The sequence below is a fragment of the Streptomyces sp. NPDC097107 genome, assembly GCF_044762405.1.
GTDB classification, from domain to species: domain Bacteria; phylum Actinomycetota; class Actinomycetes; order Streptomycetales; family Streptomycetaceae; genus Streptomyces; species Streptomyces thinghirensis.
In genome coordinates this window covers 692,501-715,218 of sequence record NZ_JBIWEF010000001.1, presented here as the reverse complement: position 1 = coordinate 715,218, position 22,718 = coordinate 692,501, and the positions used below count along the sequence as shown (strand labels likewise).

18 protein-coding genes are annotated in these 22,718 nt (G+C 73.3%); 9 read left to right on the top strand and 9 right to left on the bottom strand.

Going from position 1 to position 22,718, the window contains the following annotated elements; genetic code table 11:
• The first annotated feature begins 45 nt into the window (after positions 1-45).
• Complete coding sequence (locus ACIQ1J_RS03345; RefSeq protein ID WP_403553670.1) at positions 46-3,696, top strand: S8 family serine peptidase; 3,651 nt, start codon at positions 46-48, stop codon at positions 3,694-3,696.
• Positions 3,697-3,943: 247 nt separating this feature from the next.
• On the opposite strand, the gene ACIQ1J_RS03340 is transcribed toward ACIQ1J_RS03345, so the two are convergent.
• The 3 genes from ACIQ1J_RS03340 to ACIQ1J_RS03330 form a co-directional block, all read right to left on the bottom strand.
• Positions 3,944-5,314: a carboxyl transferase domain-containing protein gene (locus tag ACIQ1J_RS03340; protein WP_403553668.1), complete on the bottom strand. Its 1,371-nt coding sequence runs from the start codon at positions 5,312-5,314 to the stop codon at positions 3,944-3,946.
• Positions 5,307-6,767 (bottom strand): acyl-CoA synthetase, encoded by a 1,461-nt coding sequence (locus ACIQ1J_RS03335; RefSeq protein WP_403553666.1) that lies wholly within the window; start codon positions 6,765-6,767, stop codon positions 5,307-5,309. Before ACIQ1J_RS03335 ends, ACIQ1J_RS03340 begins: the two co-directional genes overlap by 8 nt.
• A 275-nt stretch (positions 6,768-7,042) precedes the next feature.
• A complete protein-coding gene (locus ACIQ1J_RS03330; RefSeq protein WP_403553664.1) occupies positions 7,043-8,443 on the bottom strand; it encodes an SLC13 family permease in 1,401 nt (466 codons plus the stop codon).
• Positions 8,444-8,618: 175 nt separating this feature from the next.
• On the opposite strand from ACIQ1J_RS03330, the gene ACIQ1J_RS03325 reads away from it, so the two are divergent.
• Positions 8,619-9,326: a FadR/GntR family transcriptional regulator gene (locus tag ACIQ1J_RS03325; protein WP_403553662.1), complete on the top strand. Its 708-nt coding sequence runs from the start codon at positions 8,619-8,621 to the stop codon at positions 9,324-9,326.
• A 22-nt stretch (positions 9,327-9,348) separates the two neighbouring features.
• Positions 9,349-10,224: a RimK family alpha-L-glutamate ligase gene (locus ACIQ1J_RS03320; RefSeq protein WP_403553819.1), complete on the top strand. Its 876-nt coding sequence runs from the start codon at positions 9,349-9,351 to the stop codon at positions 10,222-10,224.
• Here ACIQ1J_RS03320 and ACIQ1J_RS03315 read toward each other — a convergent pair.
• The gene (locus ACIQ1J_RS03315) at positions 10,211-10,825 is read right to left on the bottom strand and encodes a hypothetical protein (RefSeq protein ID WP_403553660.1); all 615 of its coding nucleotides are present in this window, start codon (positions 10,823-10,825) and stop codon (positions 10,211-10,213) included. The two genes, ACIQ1J_RS03320 and ACIQ1J_RS03315, sit on opposite strands and share 14 nt — an antisense overlap.
• A gap of 117 nt (positions 10,826-10,942) precedes the next feature.
• Here ACIQ1J_RS03315 and ACIQ1J_RS03310 point away from each other — a divergent pair, with 117 nt between their 5' ends.
• Complete coding sequence (locus ACIQ1J_RS03310) at positions 10,943-11,716, top strand: IclR family transcriptional regulator (RefSeq protein WP_403553658.1); 774 nt, start codon at positions 10,943-10,945, stop codon at positions 11,714-11,716.
• Complete coding sequence (locus ACIQ1J_RS03305; RefSeq protein ID WP_403553656.1) at positions 11,713-12,609, top strand: SMP-30/gluconolactonase/LRE family protein; 897 nt, start codon at positions 11,713-11,715, stop codon at positions 12,607-12,609. Before ACIQ1J_RS03310 ends, ACIQ1J_RS03305 begins: the two co-directional genes overlap by 4 nt.
• Before the next feature lie 52 nt (positions 12,610-12,661).
• Here the strand turns inward: ACIQ1J_RS03305 and ACIQ1J_RS03300 are convergent, their stop codons facing one another.
• The 5 genes from ACIQ1J_RS03300 to ACIQ1J_RS03280 form a co-directional block, all read right to left on the bottom strand.
• On the bottom strand, positions 12,662-14,065 hold the full coding sequence (locus ACIQ1J_RS03300; protein WP_403553654.1) for an NAD(P)/FAD-dependent oxidoreductase: 1,404 nt from the start codon (positions 14,063-14,065) through the stop codon (positions 12,662-12,664).
• Positions 14,055-15,257: an MAB_1171c family putative transporter gene (locus ACIQ1J_RS03295; protein ID WP_403553652.1), complete on the bottom strand. Its 1,203-nt coding sequence runs from the start codon at positions 15,255-15,257 to the stop codon at positions 14,055-14,057. Before ACIQ1J_RS03295 ends, ACIQ1J_RS03300 begins: the two co-directional genes overlap by 11 nt.
• A gap of 31 nt (positions 15,258-15,288) precedes the next feature.
• The gene (locus tag ACIQ1J_RS03290) at positions 15,289-16,476 is read right to left on the bottom strand and encodes an MAB_1171c family putative transporter (protein ID WP_403553650.1); all 1,188 of its coding nucleotides are present in this window, start codon (positions 16,474-16,476) and stop codon (positions 15,289-15,291) included.
• Entirely contained in the window at positions 16,473-16,985 is a 513-nt protein-coding gene (locus ACIQ1J_RS03285) for a toxin (protein WP_403553648.1), read from the bottom strand. Before ACIQ1J_RS03285 ends, ACIQ1J_RS03290 begins: the two co-directional genes overlap by 4 nt.
• A gap of 109 nt (positions 16,986-17,094) precedes the next feature.
• Positions 17,095-18,330: a DUF6545 domain-containing protein gene (locus ACIQ1J_RS03280; RefSeq protein ID WP_403553646.1), complete on the bottom strand. Its 1,236-nt coding sequence runs from the start codon at positions 18,328-18,330 to the stop codon at positions 17,095-17,097.
• A 223-nt stretch (positions 18,331-18,553) separates the two neighbouring features.
• On the opposite strand from ACIQ1J_RS03280, the gene ACIQ1J_RS03275 reads away from it, so the two are divergent.
• Genes ACIQ1J_RS03275 through ACIQ1J_RS03260 form a run of 4 tightly spaced genes read left to right on the top strand, consistent with a single transcriptional unit; the run spans position 18,554 to position 22,678 of the window.
• Complete coding sequence (locus tag ACIQ1J_RS03275; RefSeq protein WP_403553644.1) at positions 18,554-19,912, top strand: extracellular solute-binding protein; 1,359 nt, start codon at positions 18,554-18,556, stop codon at positions 19,910-19,912.
• A complete protein-coding gene (locus ACIQ1J_RS03270; RefSeq protein ID WP_403553642.1) occupies positions 19,909-20,850 on the top strand; it encodes a carbohydrate ABC transporter permease in 942 nt (313 codons plus the stop codon). The genes ACIQ1J_RS03275 and ACIQ1J_RS03270 overlap by 4 nt, the downstream gene beginning before the upstream one ends.
• Positions 20,847-21,710 carry a carbohydrate ABC transporter permease gene (locus tag ACIQ1J_RS03265; RefSeq protein WP_403553640.1) on the top strand — a complete coding sequence of 288 codons (864 nt, stop codon included), beginning with the start codon at positions 20,847-20,849 and terminating at the stop codon, positions 21,708-21,710. Before ACIQ1J_RS03270 ends, ACIQ1J_RS03265 begins: the two co-directional genes overlap by 4 nt.
• Before the next feature lie 23 nt (positions 21,711-21,733).
• Positions 21,734-22,678 carry an arabinan endo-1,5-alpha-L-arabinosidase gene (locus tag ACIQ1J_RS03260; protein WP_403553817.1) on the top strand — a complete coding sequence of 315 codons (945 nt, stop codon included), beginning with the start codon at positions 21,734-21,736 and terminating at the stop codon, positions 22,676-22,678.
• Positions 22,679-22,718: the final 40 nt, after the last annotated feature.

Sequence of the window (22,718 nt, the reverse complement as noted above, 5' to 3'; positions counted from 1 at the left end):
CAGCACTCGTCGCAGCACTCTACGACGTTACGAAGAGAGGCGTGGATGAGCAGAGGACCAGTCAGACGTGGGGCGACCCTCCTGTCGGCGGGGCTCGTGATCGCGCTGCTGCCGGCCGGGACGGCGGCGGCGCAGGAGCCGCCCCCGGACACGGCGCGGACACCGGCCGCCGCCGGCACCGCCGCCCGCACGGTCACCCTCGTCACCGGCGACCGGGTGACCGTCACCGACCTCGGTGGCGGCCGGAAGACCGTCACGGTCGAGCGGCCCGAGGGCGCCACCGGCGCCGTGCACACCCGCGAGTCCGGCGGCCGGACCACCGTCATACCGGACGAGGCCCTGCCGTACCTGCGCGACGGCAGCCTCGACGAACGCCTCTTCGACGTCGGTGAGCTGCTCGAGCAGGGGCTCGCCGACTCCGAGACCGGCGAACTGCCGCTGATCGTGACCTATGAGAAGGGCGCGCGGGCCGCCACCCCGCGCGGATCCGAGCGGACGCGGGCGCTGCCCAGCGTGCGCGGAGCAGCCGTCGAGGCCGACAAGGGGCGTGAATTCTGGCGGGAACTCACCCGCCGCGGCACCGGTGTCGACGGGGTGTGGCTCGACGGGCGGGTCACCGCCGCGATGACCGAGTCCAACGCCCAGATCGGCACCCCCGGGGCCTGGCAGGCCGGGCTGACCGGCAAGGGCGTCACCGTGGCGGTGCTGGACAGCGGCGTGGACGCGGACCATCCCGACCTCGCCGGACGGGTCGACAAGAGCCGGAGCTTCATAGCCGGGGAGGAGGTCGCCGACCGAAACGGCCACGGCACGCACGTCGCCTCCACCGTCGGCGGCAGCGGCGCGGCCTCCGACGGCAAGGAGCAGGGCGTCGCGCCGGGCGCCGGCCTCGCGGTCGGCAAGGTCCTGGACGACTCGGGCTCGGGCAGCGAGTCGCAGATCATCGCCGGCATGGAGTGGGCCGCCCGGGACGTGGACGCCGACATCGTGTCCATGAGCCTCGGCTCGACCGAGCCCAGCGACGGCACCGACCCGATGGCGCGGGCCGTCGACACCCTGTCCCGCGAGACGGGCGCCCTGTTCGTCATCGCCGCCGGGAACACCGGCGCCCCGTCCTCCATCGGCTCGCCCGGCGCCGCCGACGCGGCCCTGACCGTCGGAGCCGTCGACTCGGCCGACGAGGCGGCCTACTTCACCAGCGCGGGACCACGCCACGGCGACCACGCGCTCAAGCCCGACCTGTCCGCCCCCGGGGTCGACATCCTCGCCGCCCGCTCCGGTCTGAGCGGGGGCAGCGGCGACTACGTCTCCATGAGCGGTACGTCGATGGCGACGCCGCACGTCGCCGGGGTCGCCGCCCTGCTCGCCGAGCAGCACCCCGACTGGACGGGCGCGCGGCTCAAGGACGCCCTGATGTCCACGTCGAAGGAACTGGACGCGTCCGCCTACCGGCTGGGCGCGGGCCGGGTCAGCGTGCCGGACGCGATCGGCGCCGAGGTCACCGCCACCGGAAGCGCCGACCTGGGCTTCCACTCCTGGCCGTACGACGCGAACGAGCCGGTGACCCGCACCGTCACCTACACCAACGAATCCGACGCCGCCGTCGAGTTGAAGCTGTCCGTGCGCGGCGCCCCCGAGGGCGTCGCCACCCTCGCCGACACCGCCCTCACCGTGCCCGCGCACGGCACCGCCTCCACCACCGTCGCCGGCGACGGGTCCAGGGCGCCGGTCGGCACGACGAGCGGCCGGATCGTGGCGTCGGGCGCCGACGGCACGCCCGTCGCGCACACCGCGTTCGGGATGGTCAAGGAGGAGGAGCGGTACACGCTCACCGTGCACGTCAGGGACCGGGCGGGTGCCGCGGCCCCGGCCGACCTGGTCGTCCAGCGCCTCGCCGAGGGCGTCGACCCCGTCCCCGCGCACGTCGGTGCCTCCGGCACCCTCGAGCTGCGGCTCGCGCCGGGGACGTACAGCCTGACCTCCTTCCTCGACGTGCGCGGCAGCCACGGCGCCGACTCGCTCGGGCTGGGCTTCCTCGCGGCGCCCGAGGTCGTCGTCGACCGGGACCGCGAGGTCACCCTCGACGGACGCGAGCTGCGCGAGATCAGCGCCGACGTCGACAGGCGCACCGAGACACGGCAGCTGCTCATGGAGTACGACCGGAGCGCGAACGGCTCCGGCCTGTTCGGCGCGGTCCAGGTTCCCCTGACGTACGACAGCGTCTTCGCCGCGCCCACCGGGAAGGTCACCGAGGGCGACTTCGAGTACCGGACCGTGTGGCGGCTCGGCAAGCCGCTGCTGGAGGTCAAGGGGATCGGTGAGGCCGTCGTCCAGGCGGGCGGCACCCTGATCGAGGGGCGCGGCCGGATGCCGCTGGTCGACGTCGGTGACGGACCCTTCCCGGACGCGGTCCGGGGCAAGGCGGCCCTCGCCCGGCTCGCCGGGGACACCGAACCGGCGGACCTCGCCCAGGCCGCCCAGGACGCGGGCGTGCGGGCGCTGTTCGTGACCGACGACGCGGCCGGGCGGCTGATGGCCTGGTGGGGCACGGCGGACAACGCCGACCGGCCGTTGCAGATCGCCACGGTCGGTGCGGCCGACGCGCGTCGGCTGCGGGACGCCGGGCGGGTCGACATGACCGGGACGCGCAACACGCCCTACACGTACGATCTCTCGGCGGGACACCGCGGGGGCGTGCCCGACCGGGACCTCACCTATGAGCCGGGGCGTCGCGACCTCGCCACGCTGCGGACCAGGTACCACGCCGCCGAGCCGGCGGGCGGCGGCGAGTTCCGGTACTCGATCACCGACACGTTCCCGATCGGCATCGGCTTCCGGGAACGGATCGACTACCCCGTCGAGCGCACCGAGTACGTGTCCACCGGCCCGGGCCAGCTGTGGCACGAGTCCGTGACGGCCGCCGACGGTGCGCTGGAGCAGCGGTCCGGAACGGTCCGGTACGAGGGAGGGGCGCGTACGGAGCTGAACTGGTTCAAGCCCGTGTGGCACCCGTATCTCGGCACCGGGCTCGGCTGGGGACAGCAGCGCGCGGGCAACCGGCTCCAGTTCAACGCCCCCGGCTGGGGCGACTCCGGCCCCGACCACACCGGCTTCGGTGACGTCTGGAGCGAGGGCAGCGGGATGTCGCAGACCACGTCGGTGTACCTGGACGGCGAACTGGTCGACCAGGGGCCGAGTTCCGCCGCGTACGTGGACGACGCGCCGGCCGGCGAGCACGCGTACCGGCTCGTCACCGACACCGCGCTCGACGCCGGCCGCTGGCGCCTGGGGACCGAGGGGCACGCGGAGTGGACCTTCCGCTCGGCCGCCACGCCGGAGGACCGCTGGACCTACCTGCCCCTGATCAACCTCTCCTTCGACGTCGGCACCGACCTCGCGGGCGAGGTGCGCGGCGGGAGGAAACTGCGGGTCGGGATCGGCGCGGAGTACGTGGCGGGCGCCCCGGGCACCGGGACCATCGGCGGCGGACAGCTGGAGGTGTCGTACGACGACGGCGAGACCTGGCAGCAGGTCCGGCTGCGCGGCGGCGACGGCAAGGGCGACGGGCAGGCGTCCTGGCACGGGACGCTGAGCGTGCCCCGCGACGCCGGGCACGTCTCGCTGCGGGCCTCGGCGCGCGACGACCGGGGCAGCTCGGTCACGCAGGAGATCGTGCGGGCCGTGGCCGTGCGCTGACACGCCTACCGCGGTGACACGCGGACGGCGCCGCCTCCCTGGGACGGGGAGGCGGCGCCGCCTGGGTTCTCGGACCGTCAGACCAGCCAGCCGACGAAGTGGACGATGCCGGCGAGGATGTCGGTGAGAAGGTTCATGATCGTGCAGCTCCTTGCGCTGTGCATGTGTGGGACCTACTTGGGACTGTGCGTCGGCTACGGTCTGCAGCCCGTCGCTCGCACAACGTAAGTATCTTTGGTCCCGGCAGTCACATACGCTCCTCAGAGCGACGATCACCTGTTCCAGGGAACAACTGATCGCTTGTTCGGATCACGCCAAGCTCGGCCAAGTCCTGGGGGCGCAGCCGCAGTTGACCGGCCGTCGACTCCACCTCCTCCGGCGGGCGCTTCAGGATCGCCGCCGCGAGTTCCGGCGCGATGACGGAGAAGTAGCTGTCCGGCGTGGCCCAGGTGCTGCCCGGCGCGGCCAGCGCCAGCGCCCCGCCCGAGCCGCCCTCGCCGATCACCAGCGTGGTGACCGGCGTCCGCACCGACGCCACCGCCGTGAACAGGTCGGCGATCGCCGCGCCGACGCCCTGCCGCTCCGCCTCCGCGTCGCTCGCCGCACCCGGGGTGTCGACCAGGGTCAGCACCGGGATGCCGAGCCGGTCCGCGAGGCGGATCAGCCGGGTGGCGGTGCGGTATCCGGCGGGCCTGGTCGCCGTCCCGGTCTGGGCGGCGTACGCGACCGTCCGCCCCGCGTGCTCGCCGAAGCCGCAGAGCATGCCGTCCGGGTCGGTGCCCCCGCAGCGGTCGCCGGAGAGGGCGACGCGGTGGGCGAAGTAGGCGTCCAGGTACGCCCGGGCGCGCGGCCGCTCGGGGGCGCGGGCCCGCCGTACCGCGTCCCACCCGCCGGCCGGCAGTTCCTGTGCGCCCAGCGGCTCGGGCACCGGCGCCGGACCGCCCGAGGGAGCCGTCAGCAGCCGCAGCCACCGCCCCAGCGTCCCGCGCAGCTCCCCGGCCGGTACGACGGCGTCCGCGCTGCCCGCCGCCACCTGCGCCTCGGCCGTGTACGCCGCCGGATCGGCGTCCGCCGGCCGGACCCGGGAGCCGGCGAAACCCACCTGGGCGCCGGGCAGTGCGAGGACCACGTCGGCGCCCGCGCCCAGCGTGGCCCAGCCGCCGCCGGTGGCCGGGTCGCGCAGTACGGCGATCTGCGGCAGCCCGGCCTCCCGGGTGAGCGCCGACTGGCGGGCCACCCGCTGGAGCTGGGTCAGCGCGAACATCCCCTCCTGCATCCGGCTGCCGCCGGTGGCGACCAACGGCACCACCGGCAGCCGGTGTTCACGGGCGTACGTGTACGCCGCCGCCAGCCGGTCGCCGGTGGCCCGGCCCAGCGAGCCGCCGAGGAAGCCGAACTCGAAGGCGAGGAGCACCGCCCGGGTGCCCTGGACGTGCCCGGTCCCGCAGACGACGGACTCCCGCTCGCCGGTGCGCTCGGCGGCGTGGGCGCGGGCGGCGTCGTAGCCGTGCCAGCCGAGCGGGCCGTCGGGCCGCGACTCCCCGTCCGGATGGGGCAGTTCGGTGAAGTCGTCGGTGAGGAGGGCGAGGAACTCGCGCGCGGACGGCCGCTCAGCCATGCGTCAGCGCCCGCTTCATGATCTTCCCCATGTCGTTGCGGGGGAGGGCGTCGAGGTGCCGCAGGACGCGGGGCCGCTTGTGCGGGGCCAGCCGGGCGGCGACATGGCCGGCGAGTGCGTCGAGGGAGGGCGGCGAGGCGGGGTCCGCCGGCACGATCCACGCCACGATCCGCTCACCGAGGTCCGGGTCGGGCTCCCCGGTGACCGCCGCCTCCCGCACCCCCGGGTGTTCGAGGAGCGCGTTCTCGATCTCGCCGGCCCCGATCTTGTACCCGCCGCTCTTGATCAGGTCGGTGGCCTTGCGGCCGACGATGCGGACATAGCCGTCGGGGTCGCGCACCGCCATGTCGCCGGTGCGGAAGAAGCCGTCGTCGGTGAAGGCGGCGGCGGTGGCGTCGGGGCGGTTCAGGTACTCGGTGAACAGGTTCGGGCCGCGCACCTGGATCTCGCCGACGCTCTCCCCGTCCAGCTCCGCGATCGGCGTGCCGTCGTCCTCCACGAGCCGCAGCTCCACCCCGGGCAGCGGCACGCCCACGGTCCCGGCGCGCGCCTCGCCGTCCGCCCGCACGCTGGTGTTCATCAGCGTCTCGGTCATGCCGTACCGCTCGATCACCCGCCGGCCGGTCGCGGCGGCGATGCGCTCGTGGTCGTGCACGGGCAGCGCGGCCGACCCGGACACCAGCAGCCGGGCCCCGGCGAGCGCCTTCGCCAGCTCCGGGTCGGTGGGCAGGGCCTCGGCGATCCGGTGGTACATCGTCGGCACCCCGAACAGCATGGTCGCGCCGTCGTTCAGTTCCCGCGCCGCGCCCTCGGCGGAGAACCTGCCCAGGTGCCGCACGGACCCGCCGCGCCGCAGCGGGCCGAGGATGCCGAGCACGAGGCCGTGCACGTGGAACAGCGGCAGCCCGTGCACCAGTACGTCGTCCCCGGTCCACCGCCACGCGTCGGCGAGCGCGTCCAGGGTCGTCGCGAGCGCGCGCCGGGGAATGACGGCGCCCTTGGGCGGGCCGGTGGTGCCGGAGGTGTAGACGACGAGCGCGGGGTCGCCGTCGCCGGTGCGGCCGTCCTCGGGGACGGGTCCGGTGGCGCGCACGTCGACGTCGACGCGCTCCAGGGCGGCCAGGGCGGGCGGGAGTTCGCTCCCCGGTGGTGCCAGGACGAGCGAGGGCACGCTGTCGGAGAGGATGTGCGCGAGTTCCCTGTCACCGGACTTCGGGTTGAGCGGCACGGCGGGGACGCCGGCCAGCAGCGCCGCCACCACGGCGACGGCGGTCTCCATCTCCGGCGTCGCCCAGACGGCGACCCGCCCGGCCCCCCGGATCCGTCCGGCGGTGCCACCCGCGGCGGCGGCCAGTTCGGCGTACGTCAGGGAACGCCCGCCGAACCGCAGGGCGGGCCGGTCGGTCGGCGCGCCGGTCGCGGCCGGGGTGAGGGCCGGGAAGAGAGTGGACACGCGTCGTACTCCTTAGCTGTTGCTCACGATTACCGGTTGTCCGAGGTGGACCTGGCTAGGGGGTGTCGTTTGCATCTTGCCGGGGTCGCGGGGCCCGGCACGCGCTCCCCCCACTGCCTGAAGGGCGTGGGAGGTGCCCCCAGCGGCGTCAGTCGTCGGTTGCCAGTGCTCCGCCGTGTCGCCCTCCTGGGTCTTGCAGCCGCACGCACCGGACCCCGCTCGGGTCGGTCGCAAGGCACCGTTGCCCGGAGCCGGCCCGATCCAACCGACACCCCCTACCCGAAGCCGGGCACGACCAGCACCAGCCACGCCAGCGCGGGTACGACGGCCACCACGATGCCTCCGTACACCATCAACTGCCGGAAGAAGCGCTCCCGGTCCGCCTCCGGCGCCGCGGCCAGCACCAGCGCGCCGTTCGTCGAGAACGGGCTGACGTCCACGACCGTCGCCGAGACCGCGAGCGCCGCCACCATGCCGACCGCCCCGATATCGCCCTGCGCGAGGAACGGCACCGCCAGCGGGATCAGTGCGCCCATGATCCCCACGGAGGAGGCGAAGGCCGAGACGAGCGCGCCGATGTAGCAGAGCAGCACCGCCGCCAGCAGCGGGACGCCGATGCCGCCGACCCCCTCGCCCGCCCAGGTGATGGTGCCCATCTCCTCCAGGACGCCGACATACGTGAGGACACCGCAGATCAGCAGGACCGTGGACCAGGCGATCTCGCCGACCGCGCGACGGCTGTCGTCCGGCCACGCGGTGCTCAGCACGACGGCCAGGGAGACCGCGGTCAGGCCCGCGTCCAGGTCGAAGCCGAGAACGGCCACCACGAGCGCGACCAGGGCGGCGAGGGTGGCGATCCGTGCGGGGGTGAGGCGCAGGCCGGCGCCGGCGCCAATGCCGTCGGTGTCCTGCTCCGGCCGGACGGCCACGGCGGTGGGGGCGGTGCCTCCGGCGGCGGTGCTCGTGCCTCCGGTCCCTGTGCCGGTGCCTGTGCCGGTGCCGGTCCCTGCGCCGGCGGGCTCCGAGCCCTTGCCCACCGCGCCCTCGTCCTCCGGCGTCACCGACCCCCGCGCCCACAGCTTCCGCCCGCCGAACAGCACGAACAGCACGCTCGCGATGACGAGGTTGGCGATCAGCGAGGCGAGGAAGAGGGTGACCTCGCTACCCGGCAGGCCCTCGCGCTCCACGATGCCGTTGACGATCGAGCCGTAGATGCTGATCGGCGAGAAACCGCCGGCCTGCGCGCCGTGCACCACCATCGTGCCCATGAGCAGCGGGCTGATCGCGTACCGGGTGGCGAAGCTCAGCGCGATCGGCGCGACGATCGCCACCGCGGCCGGGCTGACCGCGCCGATCGCCGTGAGCGCGCCGGTGAGCGCGAACATCACCCACGGGATCAGCGCGACCCGCCCCCGCACCAGCCGGACGGCCGCGTGCACCAGCCAGTCGGTGGTGCCGTTGGCCCGGGCGATCGCGAAGAGGTAGGTGACGCCGACGAGGACGACGAACAGGTCACCGGGGAACCCGGCGAAGATGCCGTCCGCGTCGAGGTCCGCGACGAGCGTGCCCACTCCGAAGGCGGCGGCGAAGGCGAGCGCGCCCATGTTGACGGAACGGGTCGTGGCGATGACGAACACCACGACGAGGACGAGGATCGAGATGAGTTCGGGGGACATGCGGGGGCTCCCGAGGGCTGACCTGATTGGCTGAGTGGCTGAGCCACTTGGATGGTGCGGTTGGCTGGTCAGCGTGGGGCCGCCCCGGGCCGCCGTCAAGGGGTCGCGCACGAATTGGCTCAGCCACTCGGCCACGGGCCGCCCGGTGTTACGCTCCCGGCGAGAGGGGGATCTCGTGACCGACGCCCTGCGCCCCATGACCAAGCAGCGCCTGTACGAACAGGTGCTGGAGCGGCTGCGCCAGTACGTCACCGACGGCGGCCTGCGGGCCGGCGACCGGCTTCCGCCCGAACGGGACCTCGCCCAGCGCCTCGGTGTCAGCCGGGCCTCGGTGAAGCAGGCGATCGTGGTCCTGGAGGTCCAGGGTCTGGTGGAGGCGCGGCACGGCGGCGGCACGTACCTGGTGCGGGACAGCCTCGACGTCGAGCCGGTCGAGGACATGGTCGAACGCCGGCGGCGGCTCCCGGACGTCCTGGAGGCCCGCGAGGCACTGGAGACCAAGCTCGCCGAACTGGCCGCAGAGCGCCGCACGGAGGACGACCTGGCCGCGATGCGGTCCGCGCTGGCCGTGATGGCCGAGGAGATCGGGAGCGGCGGTCCCGGCGTCGAGGGCGACCGCCTGTTCCACGCGGCGGTGACGGCCGCCGCGCACAGCAGCCTGCTCGCCGAGTTCATGCGCTCCATCGCCCACCAGATCGCCGAGAGCCGCACCGAGTCCCTGCGCCAGCCCGGCCGCCCCGGCCGCTCCCTGGCCCAGCACCAGGACATCCTGGACGCCGTCGCCGCCGGGCAGCCCCGGCAGGCCGCCACCGCGATGCGGCGCCACGTCCGCACGGTCGCCAAGGTCCGGCTGCTGGACTGGGACCCGGAAGAGGAACGGTAACCACATGCCCCGTACATCCGCCATGCCCCGAATAGCGCTCGTCACCTGCCGTCCCGGACCCCGCGTCAGCGAGGACCGCGACCTCCCGGTGCTCGTGCGGGCGCTGGAGGAGGCGGGGGCGCGGGCCTCCGCCGAGGTGTGGGACGACGACGGTGCCGACTGGGGCTCCTTCGACCTCGCCGTGCTCCGTTCCACCTGGGACTACAGCTGGCGCGCGGACGAGTTCACGGCGTGGGCCGGGAAGTGCGGCGAGGTCACGCGGCTCGCCAACCCGGCCGGCGTCGTGCGCTGGAACACCGACAAGCGCTACCTCGGCGACCTCGCGGCGGCCGGCGTGCCCACCGTCCCCACCCGCTACGCGTCCCCCGGTGAGGCGCCCGGCCTGCCCGGCGACCACGAGTACGTCGTCAAGCCCACCTCGGGCGCCGGGGCCCGCTTCGCCGCCCGCTACACACCCGACGAGCACGCCACCGCCGTACGGCAGGTGGAGCGGATGCACGCCGAGGGGTTCACGGCGATGGTGCAGCCGTACGTGCGCAGCATCGACACCGCCGGTGAGCGGGCTCTCCAGTTCTTCGGCGGGCGCCTGCTGCACGCCAGTCGCAAGGGCGCCGTCCTCACGCCGGGGACGCCGTACGACGAGCGCAAGGTCGCGCACCCCGGCCTGGAGCCCTGGACCCCGGCCCCGGCCGAACTCGCCGTCGCAGAGAGCGCCCTGGCCGCCGTACCGGACGCCGCCGAGCTGCTGTACGCCCGCGTCGACCTGGTGGACGGGGAGGACGGACGGCCGCGGGTGATGGAGCTGGAGCTGGTCGAGCCGAACCTGTTCCTGTGGCTGCACGAGCGGTCGCTGCCGCGGGTGGTGGAGGCGGTGATCGACGCGGCTAGCGGTCGCTGATCGCCGTCCGCTGGAGCAGTCCCCAGGTGAACTCCGCGACGACGTCGTGGCGTTGCCCCCGCGCGTCCGGGGCGGTGAAGGCCAGCCCCCAGCGGGTGGGCGCCGAGCCCTCAAGCGGGCGGGCGGGTGCGAAGGCGCGGGCCGCCTCGTCGACCGTGCAGGACCAGGGCGTGAGGTCGTCCAGGGTGCGCAGTTCCGGCCCGTCGGAGCCGGGGGCGCGGACCAGCCACTCGTTCCGGACGACGCCCTTGTCGGCGACGAGCACCTCGAAGCGCAGGTCCGGCCAGAGGGGGAGCCGCCACTGCCGGGCCTCGCACTCCAGGTCGCCGATCCGGCGGGGCGCCGCCGACTCGGGCTCGCCCAGGACCGAGCGGTACCGGGAGGCCGCCGGACGGGAGCGCGGGGAGCGGAGCATCGCCTGCCAGCGCCTGTTGGCCTCCCGCATCTGAGCGAGGGAGGCGCCCAGCTCGCGACGGGCGTCCTCGACCGGGCCCGGATTGTGGTCGGCCATGCGGCGCAGCAGCACGAGCTGGAAGTCGCGCGGGGTGAACGGGCCGGCGGGCTGCTTTCCGGCGGACGCTGGCGTGGGCATGGGCACCATCGTGGACCATGGACGCTACGCACGCCCATTGCCCCGGCAAACGCGATATGAGTAGCCTGTGTTCGCTATTCCGATCGCCTGTTGAAATCTCGAACAAACTTAGGGAGGGGGCGGGACATGGGACGCCTCGTACCAGCCGTGACCCGGGCTCTCGACATACTGGAGCTCTTCCTCGACGGGGACGGCACGCTCTCCGCCCCCGACATCGTGCGCCGGCTCCAGCTGCCGCGCACCACCGTGCACGAACTGGTCACCACGCTCGCCGCCCGCAAGTACATCGTCCCCGTGGCCGGGCAGCCCGGACGGTACCGCCTCGGCGTGCGCCCGTACCAGCTCGGCGCACGCTACGCCGAGCACCTCGACCTCGCCGCCGAGGGCCAGCAGGTCGCCCGGGCCGTCGCCGAGACCTGCGACGAGACCGTGCACGTGGCGATCCTGGAGGACACCGACGTCATCTACATCGCCAAGGTCGACTCCACGCACGCGGTGCGCATGGTGTCGGCGGCCGGCCGCCGGCTGCCCGCCCACTGCACCTCCGTCGGCAAGATGCTGCTGGCCTCCCTGCCCGAGCAGGAGGTCGCCGCCCGCTTCCCCGACGGCGCCGAGCTGACCGCGATGACCCCGAACAGCATCACCGAGCCGGCCGCCCTGCGCGAGGCCCTGGCCAAGATCCGCGGGCGGGGCGTCGCGGTGGAGAGCCGCGAGTCCAACCCGGACGTCTCCTGCGTGGCCGCCCCGGTCCGCGACCGCACCGGCCGGGTCGTCGCGGCGCTGTCCATCTCCGTGCCCATGATCCGCTGGACCGAGGAACGCCTCGGCGAGCTGGAGCAGCTCGCCGTCAAGGGCGCCGCCGACCTCTCCGAGCGACTCGGCCACCGGAGCGCGGCATGACGAAGCACGGTACGACGCCGACCGGGACGGCCTACGACGTGGCCGTCCGGGCGGAGGCGTCCCTCGGCGAGGGGCCCACCTGGGACCCGGAGACGCGCCGCCTCCTGTGGATCGACATCCTGAACTCCCGCGTCCACACCTACGACCCGGCCACCGGCCGGCGCACGGTCCGCCGCACCGACCAGCACGTGGGCGCCGCCAAGCCCCGCGCGGGCGGCGGCCTCGTCCTCAACCTGCGGGACGGGATCGGCCTGCTCGACCCCGACGACACCTTCCGCTGGCTGCACCGGGAGGTCGTCCCCGGCCGCCGCGCCAACGACGCCGCCGTCGCTCCCGACGGCACGCTGTGGGCCGGCACGATGCGCTACGACGAGGCACCCGGCGGCGGTTCGCTGTCCCGGGTCACCGGGGACGGCACGGTCGAGGTCCTCCTCGGCGACGTGGCGGTGAGCAACGGCACCGGCTGGAGTCCCGACGGGCGGCTGATGTACTACGTCGACTCGCCGACCCGCCGTATCGACGTCTTCGACGTCTTCGAGGACGCGGACTCCGGCGCCGGGGAGGGCCGGATCACGGGACGCCGTCGCCTGGCCACGATCGAGGACGGCGCCGGTTTCCCGGACGGCCTGTGTGTCGACGCCGAGGGCTGCGTGTGGGTCGCCCTGTGGGACGGCGGCGCGGTACGCCGGTACACCCCGTCCGGTGACCTGGACCGGGTGATCCCCCTCCCCGTTCCCCGGGTCACGGCCTGCGCCTTCGGCGGCCCCGGCCTGACCGACCTGTACATCACCACGGCCCGGGTGGGGCTGACGGCCCCGCATCCGCTGGCCGGCTCGGTCCTGGTGGTGCCGGGCGCGGGCCGGGGAGTGGCCCAGCCGGCGTTCGCGGGCTGAGCGCGGGGCCGCCGGAGCGGGGGCGGACGCCGGTGCGCGTCCGCCCGTTCCCTCACACCCCCGTGCGGTCCAGCCCCCGGAGCACCGACCGCTCACCCGGGGTCAGCGGCGGCCCGGTCAGCGGGGCGAGCGGGGAGCCGGCCAGGGCGGCCAGGACCGCGCCGGGGTGGAGCATGCGGGTCGGGGGCGTGCGCATGCTGGTGACGTCCCAGATCGCCGAGGCCGCCGCGAAGGAGCCCGCGGCCGCCCTCGTCATGCGCCGCGTGTACGCCGTCACGACGCGGTCGGCGGCCCCCGGCCGTCCGCCGCGCACCCCCGGGTAGAGGACGTCCTGGCCGACGGCCATGGACCAGGCCGGGTCCGCCGAGCGCGCCGCACCCCGCAGCACCCGCCGGGCGAGACCGGGCACGCCGAGATGCCCGGCCCGCTCCAGCTCCCGGCCGAGGACCCGCGCGCCGAACGCGGCCACCGACATGCCGTGCCCGTACGCCGGGTTGAAGGTGGCCAGCGCGTCGCCCAGGACGACGAAACCGTCGGGCCACCGGGCGGACTTCTCCAGGTACCGCCGCACATTGCTGGTCGACCGGCTCAGGTGCACGTCGGTGAGCGGCTCCGCGCCGGAGATCAGCCGCCCCACAATCGGGTCCGGCAGCTCGAGCGTGTACCGCAGGAAGCCCTCCGGGTCCGCCGGTGGCTCACCGCCTCGCGTGCCGCCGCAGCTGACCATCCACCGGTCGTCCTCGATCGGCAGGACCATCGCGCTCCGCCCCGGCCGGGACACGTACGGGTCGGACTGCACGATCGTCAGCGGAAACCGCTCCGCGCCCTCCGGAACCCGGTAGACGCGCGTCGCGTTGACCAGCCCGGAGTCCACGGTGTGCTCCCGGACACCGGCCAGACCGAGCCCGTCGAGCCAGGTGACGACCCGGGTGCCGCGCCCGCTCGCGTCGACGACGAAGTCCGCGTCGAGATCCGTGTCCCCGCCGACGGCCGCGACGCGCACGCCCCGCACCCGGCCGGCGGACCCGGTCAGGCCCACCACCGCCGCCTTGCGGACCTCGACCGGGCAGTGTTCCAGCACCGCCGCCCGCACCGTCCAGTCCAGCAGCGCCCGGCTGCACGTGAGCATGACGGGCCCCTCGCGCCGCCACCGCCGCAGCCAGCCCTCGGGCGTGCGGGCCAGCATGCCCGAACTGAGGGATATCTCGTGGGCCCCGGCGGCCAGCAGCCGTTTGCGCAGGCTCACGCCCGGCACCAGCTCCTCCATGGCGGCCAGCCCGCCGGCCATGAGCAGATGCGCGTGCCGCCCCTGCGGCAGCCCACGGCGGTGCTCCGGCCCCTCGGGCAACTCGTCCCGGTCCAGCACGATCACCTCGTCCACGCCCGCGGTGGACAGCACGGACGCGGCCAGCAGCCCGGCCAGGCCGGCACCGATGACGACAGCTCTACGCGACATGGGGCTCCTCGGGTTCAGCCATGGGTCCGGTCATGGAAGACGGCGCCGCTCCGCCGGACGCGACGGGCGGACGGTCGAGCGCCTGCGCCAGCTCCACCAGTCCGCTCGGGCCGGACACCTCGGTGGCGTGCAGACGGTAGGTACCGGCGGTCTCGGGCGGTTCCTCGCCGGTGACGGCCCGGCGCGCGGCGTCGGCGAGCATGGCCGCCTCCGCCGCCAGCCGGGCCTCGTGGGGGGAGCGGCCCGCGCCCAGGGCGGTGTCCCGCACCCGGACCCGGACCCGGTGGTCGAAGTACGGCGCGAGCGCGAGCAGGGCGTCGTGGATGGACACCTCACGCCACTGGAGCCGGGCCTGGGGGAGCTGCCACCAGGCGGTCGGCGGCTTGGGGGCGGTGGACACCGACTCGACCAGGGACCACAGCGGATCCAGCCGCCGGTAGTCGCCCAGCCCCCGCCAGTGGTCGATCACGGGCGGCAGCAGCCTGGGCAGCACGAACCCGGCCGAGCACAGCAGCGCGGCCAGCGACGCCATCGGCGGGGCCACGGTGGTGGACAGGAAGTCGAGGTCGTGACCCGACCAGCGGGCGACGACCGCCGTGTACTTGGCCAGCTGGAACCCCACCACGTCCAGCAGCGCCCCCAGCAGGATCAGCCGCAGTCCGGTCCGCAGCAGCCCGCCCACCTCGCGGCCCCACTTGACGCAGACGGCGCACATCACGAGCATCGCCGCGCTGTGCCCGAGCAGGTACAGCAGGATCATCTCCCGCATGTACGGGGTGCCCGCGTAGTACGTGTCGAGGTCGGTCAGCCGCTCGGTGTCCGCGTCGGCGAGCGTGAACAGCACGACGATGGCGACCACCAGGAGACCGTAGGCGGCCATGCAGCGCAGCACCATGCGCCGCACCCGCTCGCGGGAACCGCCCCGCCAGTTGATCAGCAGCACGAGCACGGAGCAGCTGTACGCGGAGAGCATCCCGTAGGTCAGCGGGGCCCCGAAGTTGGGGACGCCGGTGAGTTCGTTGACGGTGGCGAGGGTGGCCGGGGCGGCGCAGACGAAGACCAGGGCGCCGAGGACGACCGCCATGCTGGTGGACAGGGTCAGCGGGTTCCGCATGGCCGTGCGCGGGCGGCGGAACAGCAGGACGGAGGTCATCCCGAACACGACGGCCGCCAGATACACGACGAGACTCATACCGGCAGACTCCTCTCGCGCGGGGCCCGGTTCACGCGGTCCCCGCCGCGGTCCTGCCGCTCGGCACGGCGGCGGGGGCCGGCGGCAGCGGCGCCGTACCGGCCAGCACGTCGGCGATCCGGCCGAGGGCGGCCGGGCCCGGCACCCGGCCGGGGAGCGGACCGGTGCCGGCGGGAAGCGGGGCATCCCCCTCCGATTCGGCCTCGTGCCGCACCGCGGCGACGATCACCGCCGCCCAGGCGTCGGCGTCGGCACGTTCCGGATCACCCGTCGCCGCCAGCACACCGGCGCGGGTCCGGCCGTACAGGTCCCGGTCGAGGTAGGCGTCCAGGTGGCCGAGCGCGTTGTGGATGCTGGTCTGGCGCCACATCAGCCGGGTGGCGGGGGAGACGAACCGGGGCCGGGGCAGCCGCAGCGACCGGCGGGTGAGCAGGTCGTCCAGCGCCCGTTCCAGGGGTTCGAGCCGGGCGTACGTCCGCCGGGCCCGCCGCCACTCGGTCACCCGGGGCGTCACCAGCGGGACCAGCACCCCGACGACCATCAGCAGGGCACCGAGACCGGCGGCGGCCGGGGAGAAGGCGGTGTCGAGTGCCGACCAGTCCCGCCCGGACCAACTGGCGCCCACCGCGACCAGCTTGGCGACGCTGTAGCCGGCGCCGCACAGCGAACCGGTGCCGAGCAGTGTCAGGCCCGCCCGCAGCCCGCCCCGCACCCGGCGCGCCCAGCGCAGCGACGAGACCGTGGTGACGGTCACCGCGATGAGGTGCGCGACCAGGTACAGCACGATCATCTGGGCGATGAACGGGGTCGTCGCGTAGTAGGTGTCCAGGTCGGTGCGTCGCTCCACGGGCGCGTCGCCGAGGGCGAAGGTCACCGTGATGCCGAGGACCACGGCGGCGTAGGCGAGCGTCCAGCGGCGCGCCGTGCGGTGCACCCGGGGCCCGCCGCGCCAGTGGACGACGAGGACCTGGGAGGCGGCGCAGTACCCGGTGATCGCCGCGTAGGTGAGCGGGGCCGCGAGGTTCGGCACACCGCTCAGCCGGTTGACGGCGCCGACGGTCGGCGGTGCCCCGAGCAGGAAACAGAGCCCGGCCAGCCCCAGCACGGCGCAGATGGCGCGCAGATACGGATCGCGGCGGTGGCGCACCAGATCGGGGGCCTTCAGCAGCAGACCGAGCCAGAGCACCCCGCAGCTGACGTAGTTGATCAGCCCGTTCATCTCGTCGTCCCGCGGTAGTTGAGCGCGGCCCCGATGCGTCCGGCGAGGTCCTGGGGGTCGTCGGGTTCGCCGCCCTCTGCGGCGAACACCGAGTCGGTGGAGGCTTCCAGCCAGGTACGCAGCCGACGGCCCATCAGCATGCCGAAGCGGTCCGCCTCCTGCTCCTCGGCCAGGGAGAAGTCGGTGCGCGCGGCGACCGGCCGGGGCTGTTCCCCGGGGGCGGCCGGACCGGCGTCCGCCTGACGGCGGCTCATGTGCCACACCTCGTGGCAGAGGATCACGATCTGGTGCCACACGGCGGCGCGCTCGTCCACCACCACGTCGTCGTGGCTCTCGCGCTCCAGCCACAGTCCGCTCGCGGTGTGCGGCGGGAACGCCGCACGGTGGACGACCACGTCGCGTCCCCGCCAGGCGCTGACGGAGGCGACGAGCGCGTCGAACAGGACTTCGGGATCCGCCGGGACCGGCACCCGGATGGGGTCGATGAGGGCGTCAGCGAGACGACGCATCTCCTTCCTGGTACGCACCGCTGTCTCCCTGTTCCCCTGGTTGTTGATCGGTCACCTGTGCAATATGCCAAGACGGGGGCCGTCCGGGCCAGTTCCGCGGGCGGCACGGTCACTCGGTGACCGCCACGGTGTCCTCGGGTGCCGCGGCGCGGGCGCGGATCTCCCGGAGCAGGTCGGGATGGTTCAGGGCGCGCGAGAGCGCCCCGATCTCGCGGAGCAGGTCCGTGGTGTCGGGGTCGCGGGTGCCGTCACCGCCGTCCGCGCGGGGCCCGGCGTCGACCGCGTCGAGGATCACCACCGCCGAGGCGAGCGCCTTCGCCCGCGCCGGGGGGAAACCGAGGTTGAGGGCCGCGACGTACGACCGCTCGCCCAGCCGCTCGTCGGTGCGCCGGGCCAGTGGCAGCAGGACGTCGCGGATGAAGGTCTCGCGGCGGGTCAGGCGCAGCTCGGGGCTGGCGCGCAGGACGAACGGCACTCCGGAGCCGTTCACGGTCCGCGTCAGCCGGTACAGCGGACGCAGCCGGCGGTGGGCCAGGCGGATCCGCCACCGCTCGCGCAGGTACTGCCCGGCGTGCGGCAGGATGAAGCCGACCGCGATCGACACCGCGGACAGGCAGGCCAGGGCCGGGGCCACGTCCAGGCTGAGCCAGTCCAGGTCGTTGCCGGTCCAGCGGGCCGCGACGGCGGTGAGTTTGGCGGCGTCGAAGGCCAGGTTCAGCGCGTAGCCGATCCCCAGGAACCTCAGCCCCCAGCGCAGCCAGGCATCGAATCCGCCGGTGCGGATCCAGTTCCAGATCAGCTTCGAGGTGATGAGCACGGCGGTGGTGTGCGCGACGAGGTAGAGCAGGATCTCCTCGCGCATGAACGGCGTGTTGGCGTAGTACGTGTCCAGGTCCCGGGTGCGCTCCACGGGCACGTCGGCGAGGGCGAACAGCACCCAGAGCGCGACGATCACGCTGCCGTAGGCGAAGACGACCCAGCGCGTGGCCCGGCGCGTCGGGGCGGAGCGCTCGGACAGCCCGTCGCGCCAGGCGATGATCAGCACCAGACAGGAGCCGCAGAAGGCGGTGAGCAGCGAATACACCCAGGGTGCCGAGATGTTGGGCACGCCGGTGACGCGGTTGACCCAGACGATGGTCGAGGGCGCGACGAACACGAACACCGCGCAGGCGAGCAGCAGCAGGCCGCCGACCGCGCGCAGCAGCGGGTCCTTCCAGAGCCGGATGATCGTCGGCACCTTGATCGCCAGAGCGGCGGCCAGGACGGCGGCCGGGACCCACCAGAAGGACGTGTAGAACTCGCTGAGGAACGAGGCCGGACCCATGGCCGCGTCCGCGGACTCCATCTTCGTCCCCCACCCCCGCGCTGGGCACTCGCCGTCGCCTCCAAGGACGTTCGAGCCTACGCGGCTGGATGTGTCCGCGTCATGCGAAGGGTCCGCGCGGAAAGTCGTGCCCCGAGTTCCTGTCCGAACCATTGACGCGCCGACGTCGCCCACCTACGGTCCCGTTCGAAGTTACGAGCGACATTCGATATCTCGAACAATCTCTGAGCAGATAGGGCAGGGCATGGGACGACCTGGCCTGGATCGCAGGCACTTTCTGGCCGCGGCGGGCGGCCTGACGGTCGCGGGCAGCTTCGGCTTCGCGGCCCTGGGCACGGGCGCCGACGCGCTCGCCTCCGGCGCGGACACCCGCGTGAGCTACTGGAACCTCTTCAGTGGCGGCGACGGCTACAACATGATCGCGATGCTGGACTCCTTCCGAAAGGAGACCCCGGGCATCGACGTGCGGGACTCCACCCTCCAGTGGGGCAGCCCGTTCTACACCAAGCTCGCCATGGCGGCCGCCGGCAACCGCGCACCCGACCTCGGAGTCATGCACCTGGGACGCGTCACCGGCTTCTCGCCCGGCCGCCTCCTGGACCCCTGGGACGTCGGCCTGCTCGCCAAGTACGGCGTGAAGGAGGCGGACTTCAACCCCGAGCTGTGGAGGCGCGCCGTCATCGACGGCAAGCTCTACGCCCTTCCGCTCGACATCCACGTCCAGCTCTGCTTCTACCGCAAGGACGTGCTGAGGAAGGCGGGCCTGCTCGGTGCCGACGGGCGGATGGTGCCGGTGACGTCGACCGAGGAGTGGTTCGACGTGCTGAAGGAGGCCGGAAAGGCCACCGAGAAGGGCTTGCAGACCATCGGCCTGTGGCACAACGACCAGAACTTCCAGTGGTGGTTCTTCGTCGCCTTCTACACCCAGCTCGGCGGCACCTGGTTCAACGACGCCGGCACCGAGGTCACCTTCGACACCGACAAGGCCGTCCAGGTCCTGGAGTTCCTGCGCCGGCACGTCGCCGACGGCTACGCCAACCCCGGCTTCGGAGGTGGCGCGGGCGCCGAACAGTTCGTGAACGGCGCTCCCTTCGCCTGGGAGGGCAACTGGTCGGTGCCGGTCTTCTCCGGCGCGGAGCTCGACTACGGCGCGACCCCGCTGCCGCCCGTCTTCGGCAAGCAGGCCACCCACGCCGAGTCGCACTCCTTCGTGCTCCCGCACCAGGCCGGCCGCGGCGGCGCCACCAACGAGGCCGCGCACCGACTGGCCGCCTACGTCGTCAAGCACGCCCGGCAGTGGGCGGCCGGCGGGCACATCCCCGCCTACACGCCGACCCTGTCCACGGCCGCGTACAAGGAGCTGAACCCGCAGAGCGAGTACGCCGGCGCGATGGACCACCAGGCCACCGAGCCCAAGGTGTGGTTCGCCGGGTCCACCGGCGTCCTCGCCCAGCGTGTCGGCCCGATCGTCGTCTCCTCGACGATGGGCTCGGCCACACCCGAGGCCGCCGCCCGCCGTATGAAGGGCGCGCTCACCGACCTGCTGGGCACGAAGAACCCCATGGACGGCAAGACCGCCGCGCAGGGAGGTGCGGTCGCATGACGACGACCAGCGCTGAAACGATCATCCGCCCGGCGCGGGCCGGGACCGCCGCGGAAAGCGCCACCGTCCGACGCAGGCAGGGCTTCCAGCACGGCGGCTGGTTCATCGCCCCCTTCCTCGCCCTGTTCGCGCTCTTCGTCGTCTGGCCCCTGCTGCGCGGCCTCTACCTCAGCTTCACGGACGCCAACATCTCCGGCGACGGCGCGAGCTTCATCGGCCTGGACAACTACAGCGAGGCGCTCCAGGACCCCCTGATGTGGGACGCGCTCGGCCACAGCGCGTACTTCACGCTGCTCGTGGTGCCCTGCATCACCGCCCTCGCCTTCCTCCTCGCGATGCTCGCCCACCACATCGAGCGCGGCAAGTGGCTGTGGCGGCTCTGCTTCTTCATGCCGTTCCTGCTGCCGTCCACCGTCGCCGCCAACCTGTGGCAGTGGCTGTTCAACCCCGGCACCGGCATGATCAACCATGTCTTCGGCACCGAGACGCCGTGGCTGACCGACAAGTCGTACGCGCTGCTCGCGGTCGTCATCACCACCCTGTGGTGGACGGTCGGCTTCAGCTTCCTGCTCTACCTCGCCGCACTCCAGGGCATCCCCCTGCACCTCTACGAGGCCGCCAAGCTGGACGGCGCGAACGCCTGGCACCGCATGCTCCACATCACGCTTCCGATGCTGCGCAACATCACCGGTCTCGTCGTCGCCCTGCAGATCCTCGCCTCGCTCCAGGTCTTCGACCAGGCCGTCGTGATGCAGGACTTCGGGCCCGGCCCGGAGGAATCGACCCGCACCTTCGTGCAGTACACCCTCGAACAGGGCTTCACCAGCTACCGCGTGGGCTACGCCTCCGCGATCTCCATCATCTTCTTCGTGCTCATCGCGGCCGTCGCCCTCGCCCGGATGTGGCTGCTGCGCAACCGTGAGGAGGGCGGCCGATGACCACCGCCGCTGCGCCGACGCGCACCACACCCCGCAGGGCCTGGTCGACCGGCCAGATCGTGCTCACCCTCCTCGGCACCGCCGTCTCCCTGCTCTTCCTGGCGCCGCTCGCCTGGGCGCTGTTCACCTCGCTCAAGTCGGAGACCGAGGCCGTCGAGGTGCCGACGCACTGGCTGCCCGAGGACTGGACGGGCCAGGCGTGGACGGCCCTCTTCGAGACCGGCAACATCACCAACTGGTTCGTCAACTCCCTGGTCGTGTCGGTCTGCGTGACCACGGTCGTGCTGCTGGTCGGCGCCCTGGCCGGATACGGCTTCGCCCGCACCGAGTTCCGGGGCAAGGGCGTCCTGATGGGCGTGGTCATGGCGGGCCTCATGGTCTCCCCGGCCGTGCTCGGGGTCCCCCTGTTCACCACCGTCCAGCAGATGGGGATGGTCGACACCTACTGGGGCATGATCCTGCCGCAGTGCGCGCCCGCCGCGATGGTGTACATCCTCTACAAGTTCTTCCAGGGCATCCCGCGCGAACTGGAGGAAGCCGCCTTCATCGACGGCGCCGGCCGCTGGCGCGTCTTCTTCACCATCATCGTGCCGCTCTCCCGCCCCTCCCTCGCGGCGGTCGGCATCTTCACCTTCATCAGCTCGTGGAACAACTTCCTGTGGCCCTACATGGTGACCAACAACCCCGACCTGATGACCATGCCGAACGGCATCGCGACCGTCATGAACTCCTACGGCATCCAGTGGGCCCAGCTCATGGCCGGCGGCCTCATGGCCGGCCTGCCGCTCATCATCGTCTTCGTCTTCTTCCAGCGGCAGATCGTGGCGGGCGTCGCCCACACGGGATTGGCGGGCCAGTGACCGTGCGCACCACCCTCGCCGCCATGGCGACGGCCTCCCTGATGGCCCTGCTGCCCAACGCCGCTCAGGCGGCGGAGAGTTACCCCGCTCCGCGCCCCATCACGGGCCAGGAGATCATCCACGACCCCACCGTCATGCCCCTGAAGGGCGGCGGCTACGTCGCCTACTCCACCGGTGGCGTCATCGGCGCCCGCCTCTCCGAGGACGGCAGGCACTGGGACGACGCCGGCAACGCCTTCGCGAAGCCCCCGGGCTGGTGGTACGAGTACAACGACACCGGCGACCCGTGGGCCCCCGACCTCTCCTACCGCGCCGGCCGCTACTGGCTGTACTACGCCGTCTCCTCCTGGGGCACCAACCACTCCGCGATCGGCGTCGCCACCTCCCGCACGGGCCTGCCCGGCACCTGGAGGGACCACGGCAAGGTCTTCTCCTCCGAGACGACCGACACCTGGAACGCCATCGACCCGGCGGTCGTCCAGGCCGGCGGCCGCCTGTGGATGTCCTTCGGGTCGTACTGGAGCGGCATCCGCATGGTCGAGCTGGACCCGCGCACCGGCAAGGCCGTCCGGGACGCGGAGGTCCACCACCTCGCCACCCGCCCGGACGAGCCGTACGCCGTCGAAGGACCGGCCATCGTCAAGCACGGCCGCCACTACTACCTGTTCGCGTCGTACGACGCGTGCTGCTCGGGCGTGGACAGCACGTACAAGATCAAGGCCGGCAGGGCCACGGACATCAGGGGCCCCTACGTCGACAGCACCGGCACCCCCATGCTCCAGGGCGGCGGCGACCTCCTCCTGGAGGGCCACGGCCGCCACATCGGCACGGGCGGCCAGTCCGTCCACCGCGACCGGGGACGGGACTGGCTGGCGTACCACTACTACGACGCCGAGGACGAAGGCACGCCCAAGCTCGGGCTGAACGCCTTGACCTGGACCAAGGACGGCTGGCCGAAGGTCTCCTAGGGCACGGCCGGCCGGCAACGAACCCGCGGACACACGCGAA

Excerpts from the sequence above, each read along its gene's own strand:
- ACIQ1J_RS03270 (WP_403553642.1), top strand. The coding sequence starts at position 19,909 with ATGACGACGACCAGCGCTGAAACGATCATCCGCCCGGCGCGGGCCGGG.
- ACIQ1J_RS03275 (WP_403553644.1), top strand. The coding sequence starts at position 18,554 with ATGGGACGACCTGGCCTGGATCGCAGGCACTTTCTGGCCGCGGCGGGC.
- ACIQ1J_RS03280 (WP_403553646.1), bottom strand. The coding sequence starts at position 18,330 with ATGGAGTCCGCGGACGCGGCCATGGGTCCGGCCTCGTTCCTCAGCGAG.
- ACIQ1J_RS03260 (WP_403553817.1), top strand. The coding sequence starts at position 21,734 with ATGGCGACGGCCTCCCTGATGGCCCTGCTGCCCAACGCCGCTCAGGCG.
- ACIQ1J_RS03290 (WP_403553650.1), bottom strand. The coding sequence starts at position 16,476 with ATGAACGGGCTGATCAACTACGTCAGCTGCGGGGTGCTCTGGCTCGGT.
- ACIQ1J_RS03310 (WP_403553658.1), top strand. The coding sequence starts at position 10,943 with ATGGGACGCCTCGTACCAGCCGTGACCCGGGCTCTCGACATACTGGAG.
- ACIQ1J_RS03265 (WP_403553640.1), top strand. The coding sequence starts at position 20,847 with ATGACCACCGCCGCTGCGCCGACGCGCACCACACCCCGCAGGGCCTGG.
- ACIQ1J_RS03300 (WP_403553654.1), bottom strand. The coding sequence starts at position 14,065 with ATGTCGCGTAGAGCTGTCGTCATCGGTGCCGGCCTGGCCGGGCTGCTG.
- ACIQ1J_RS03320 (WP_403553819.1), top strand. The coding sequence starts at position 9,349 with ATGCCCCGAATAGCGCTCGTCACCTGCCGTCCCGGACCCCGCGTCAGC.
- ACIQ1J_RS03295 (WP_403553652.1), bottom strand. The coding sequence starts at position 15,257 with ATGAGTCTCGTCGTGTATCTGGCGGCCGTCGTGTTCGGGATGACCTCC.
- ACIQ1J_RS03345 (WP_403553670.1), top strand. The coding sequence starts at position 46 with ATGAGCAGAGGACCAGTCAGACGTGGGGCGACCCTCCTGTCGGCGGGG.
- ACIQ1J_RS03340 (WP_403553668.1), bottom strand. The coding sequence starts at position 5,314 with ATGGCTGAGCGGCCGTCCGCGCGCGAGTTCCTCGCCCTCCTCACCGAC.
- ACIQ1J_RS03285 (WP_403553648.1), bottom strand. The coding sequence starts at position 16,985 with ATGCGTCGTCTCGCTGACGCCCTCATCGACCCCATCCGGGTGCCGGTC.
- ACIQ1J_RS03305 (WP_403553656.1), top strand. The coding sequence starts at position 11,713 with ATGACGAAGCACGGTACGACGCCGACCGGGACGGCCTACGACGTGGCC.
- ACIQ1J_RS03330 (WP_403553664.1), bottom strand. The coding sequence starts at position 8,443 with ATGTCCCCCGAACTCATCTCGATCCTCGTCCTCGTCGTGGTGTTCGTC.
- ACIQ1J_RS03315 (WP_403553660.1), bottom strand. The coding sequence starts at position 10,825 with ATGGTGCCCATGCCCACGCCAGCGTCCGCCGGAAAGCAGCCCGCCGGC.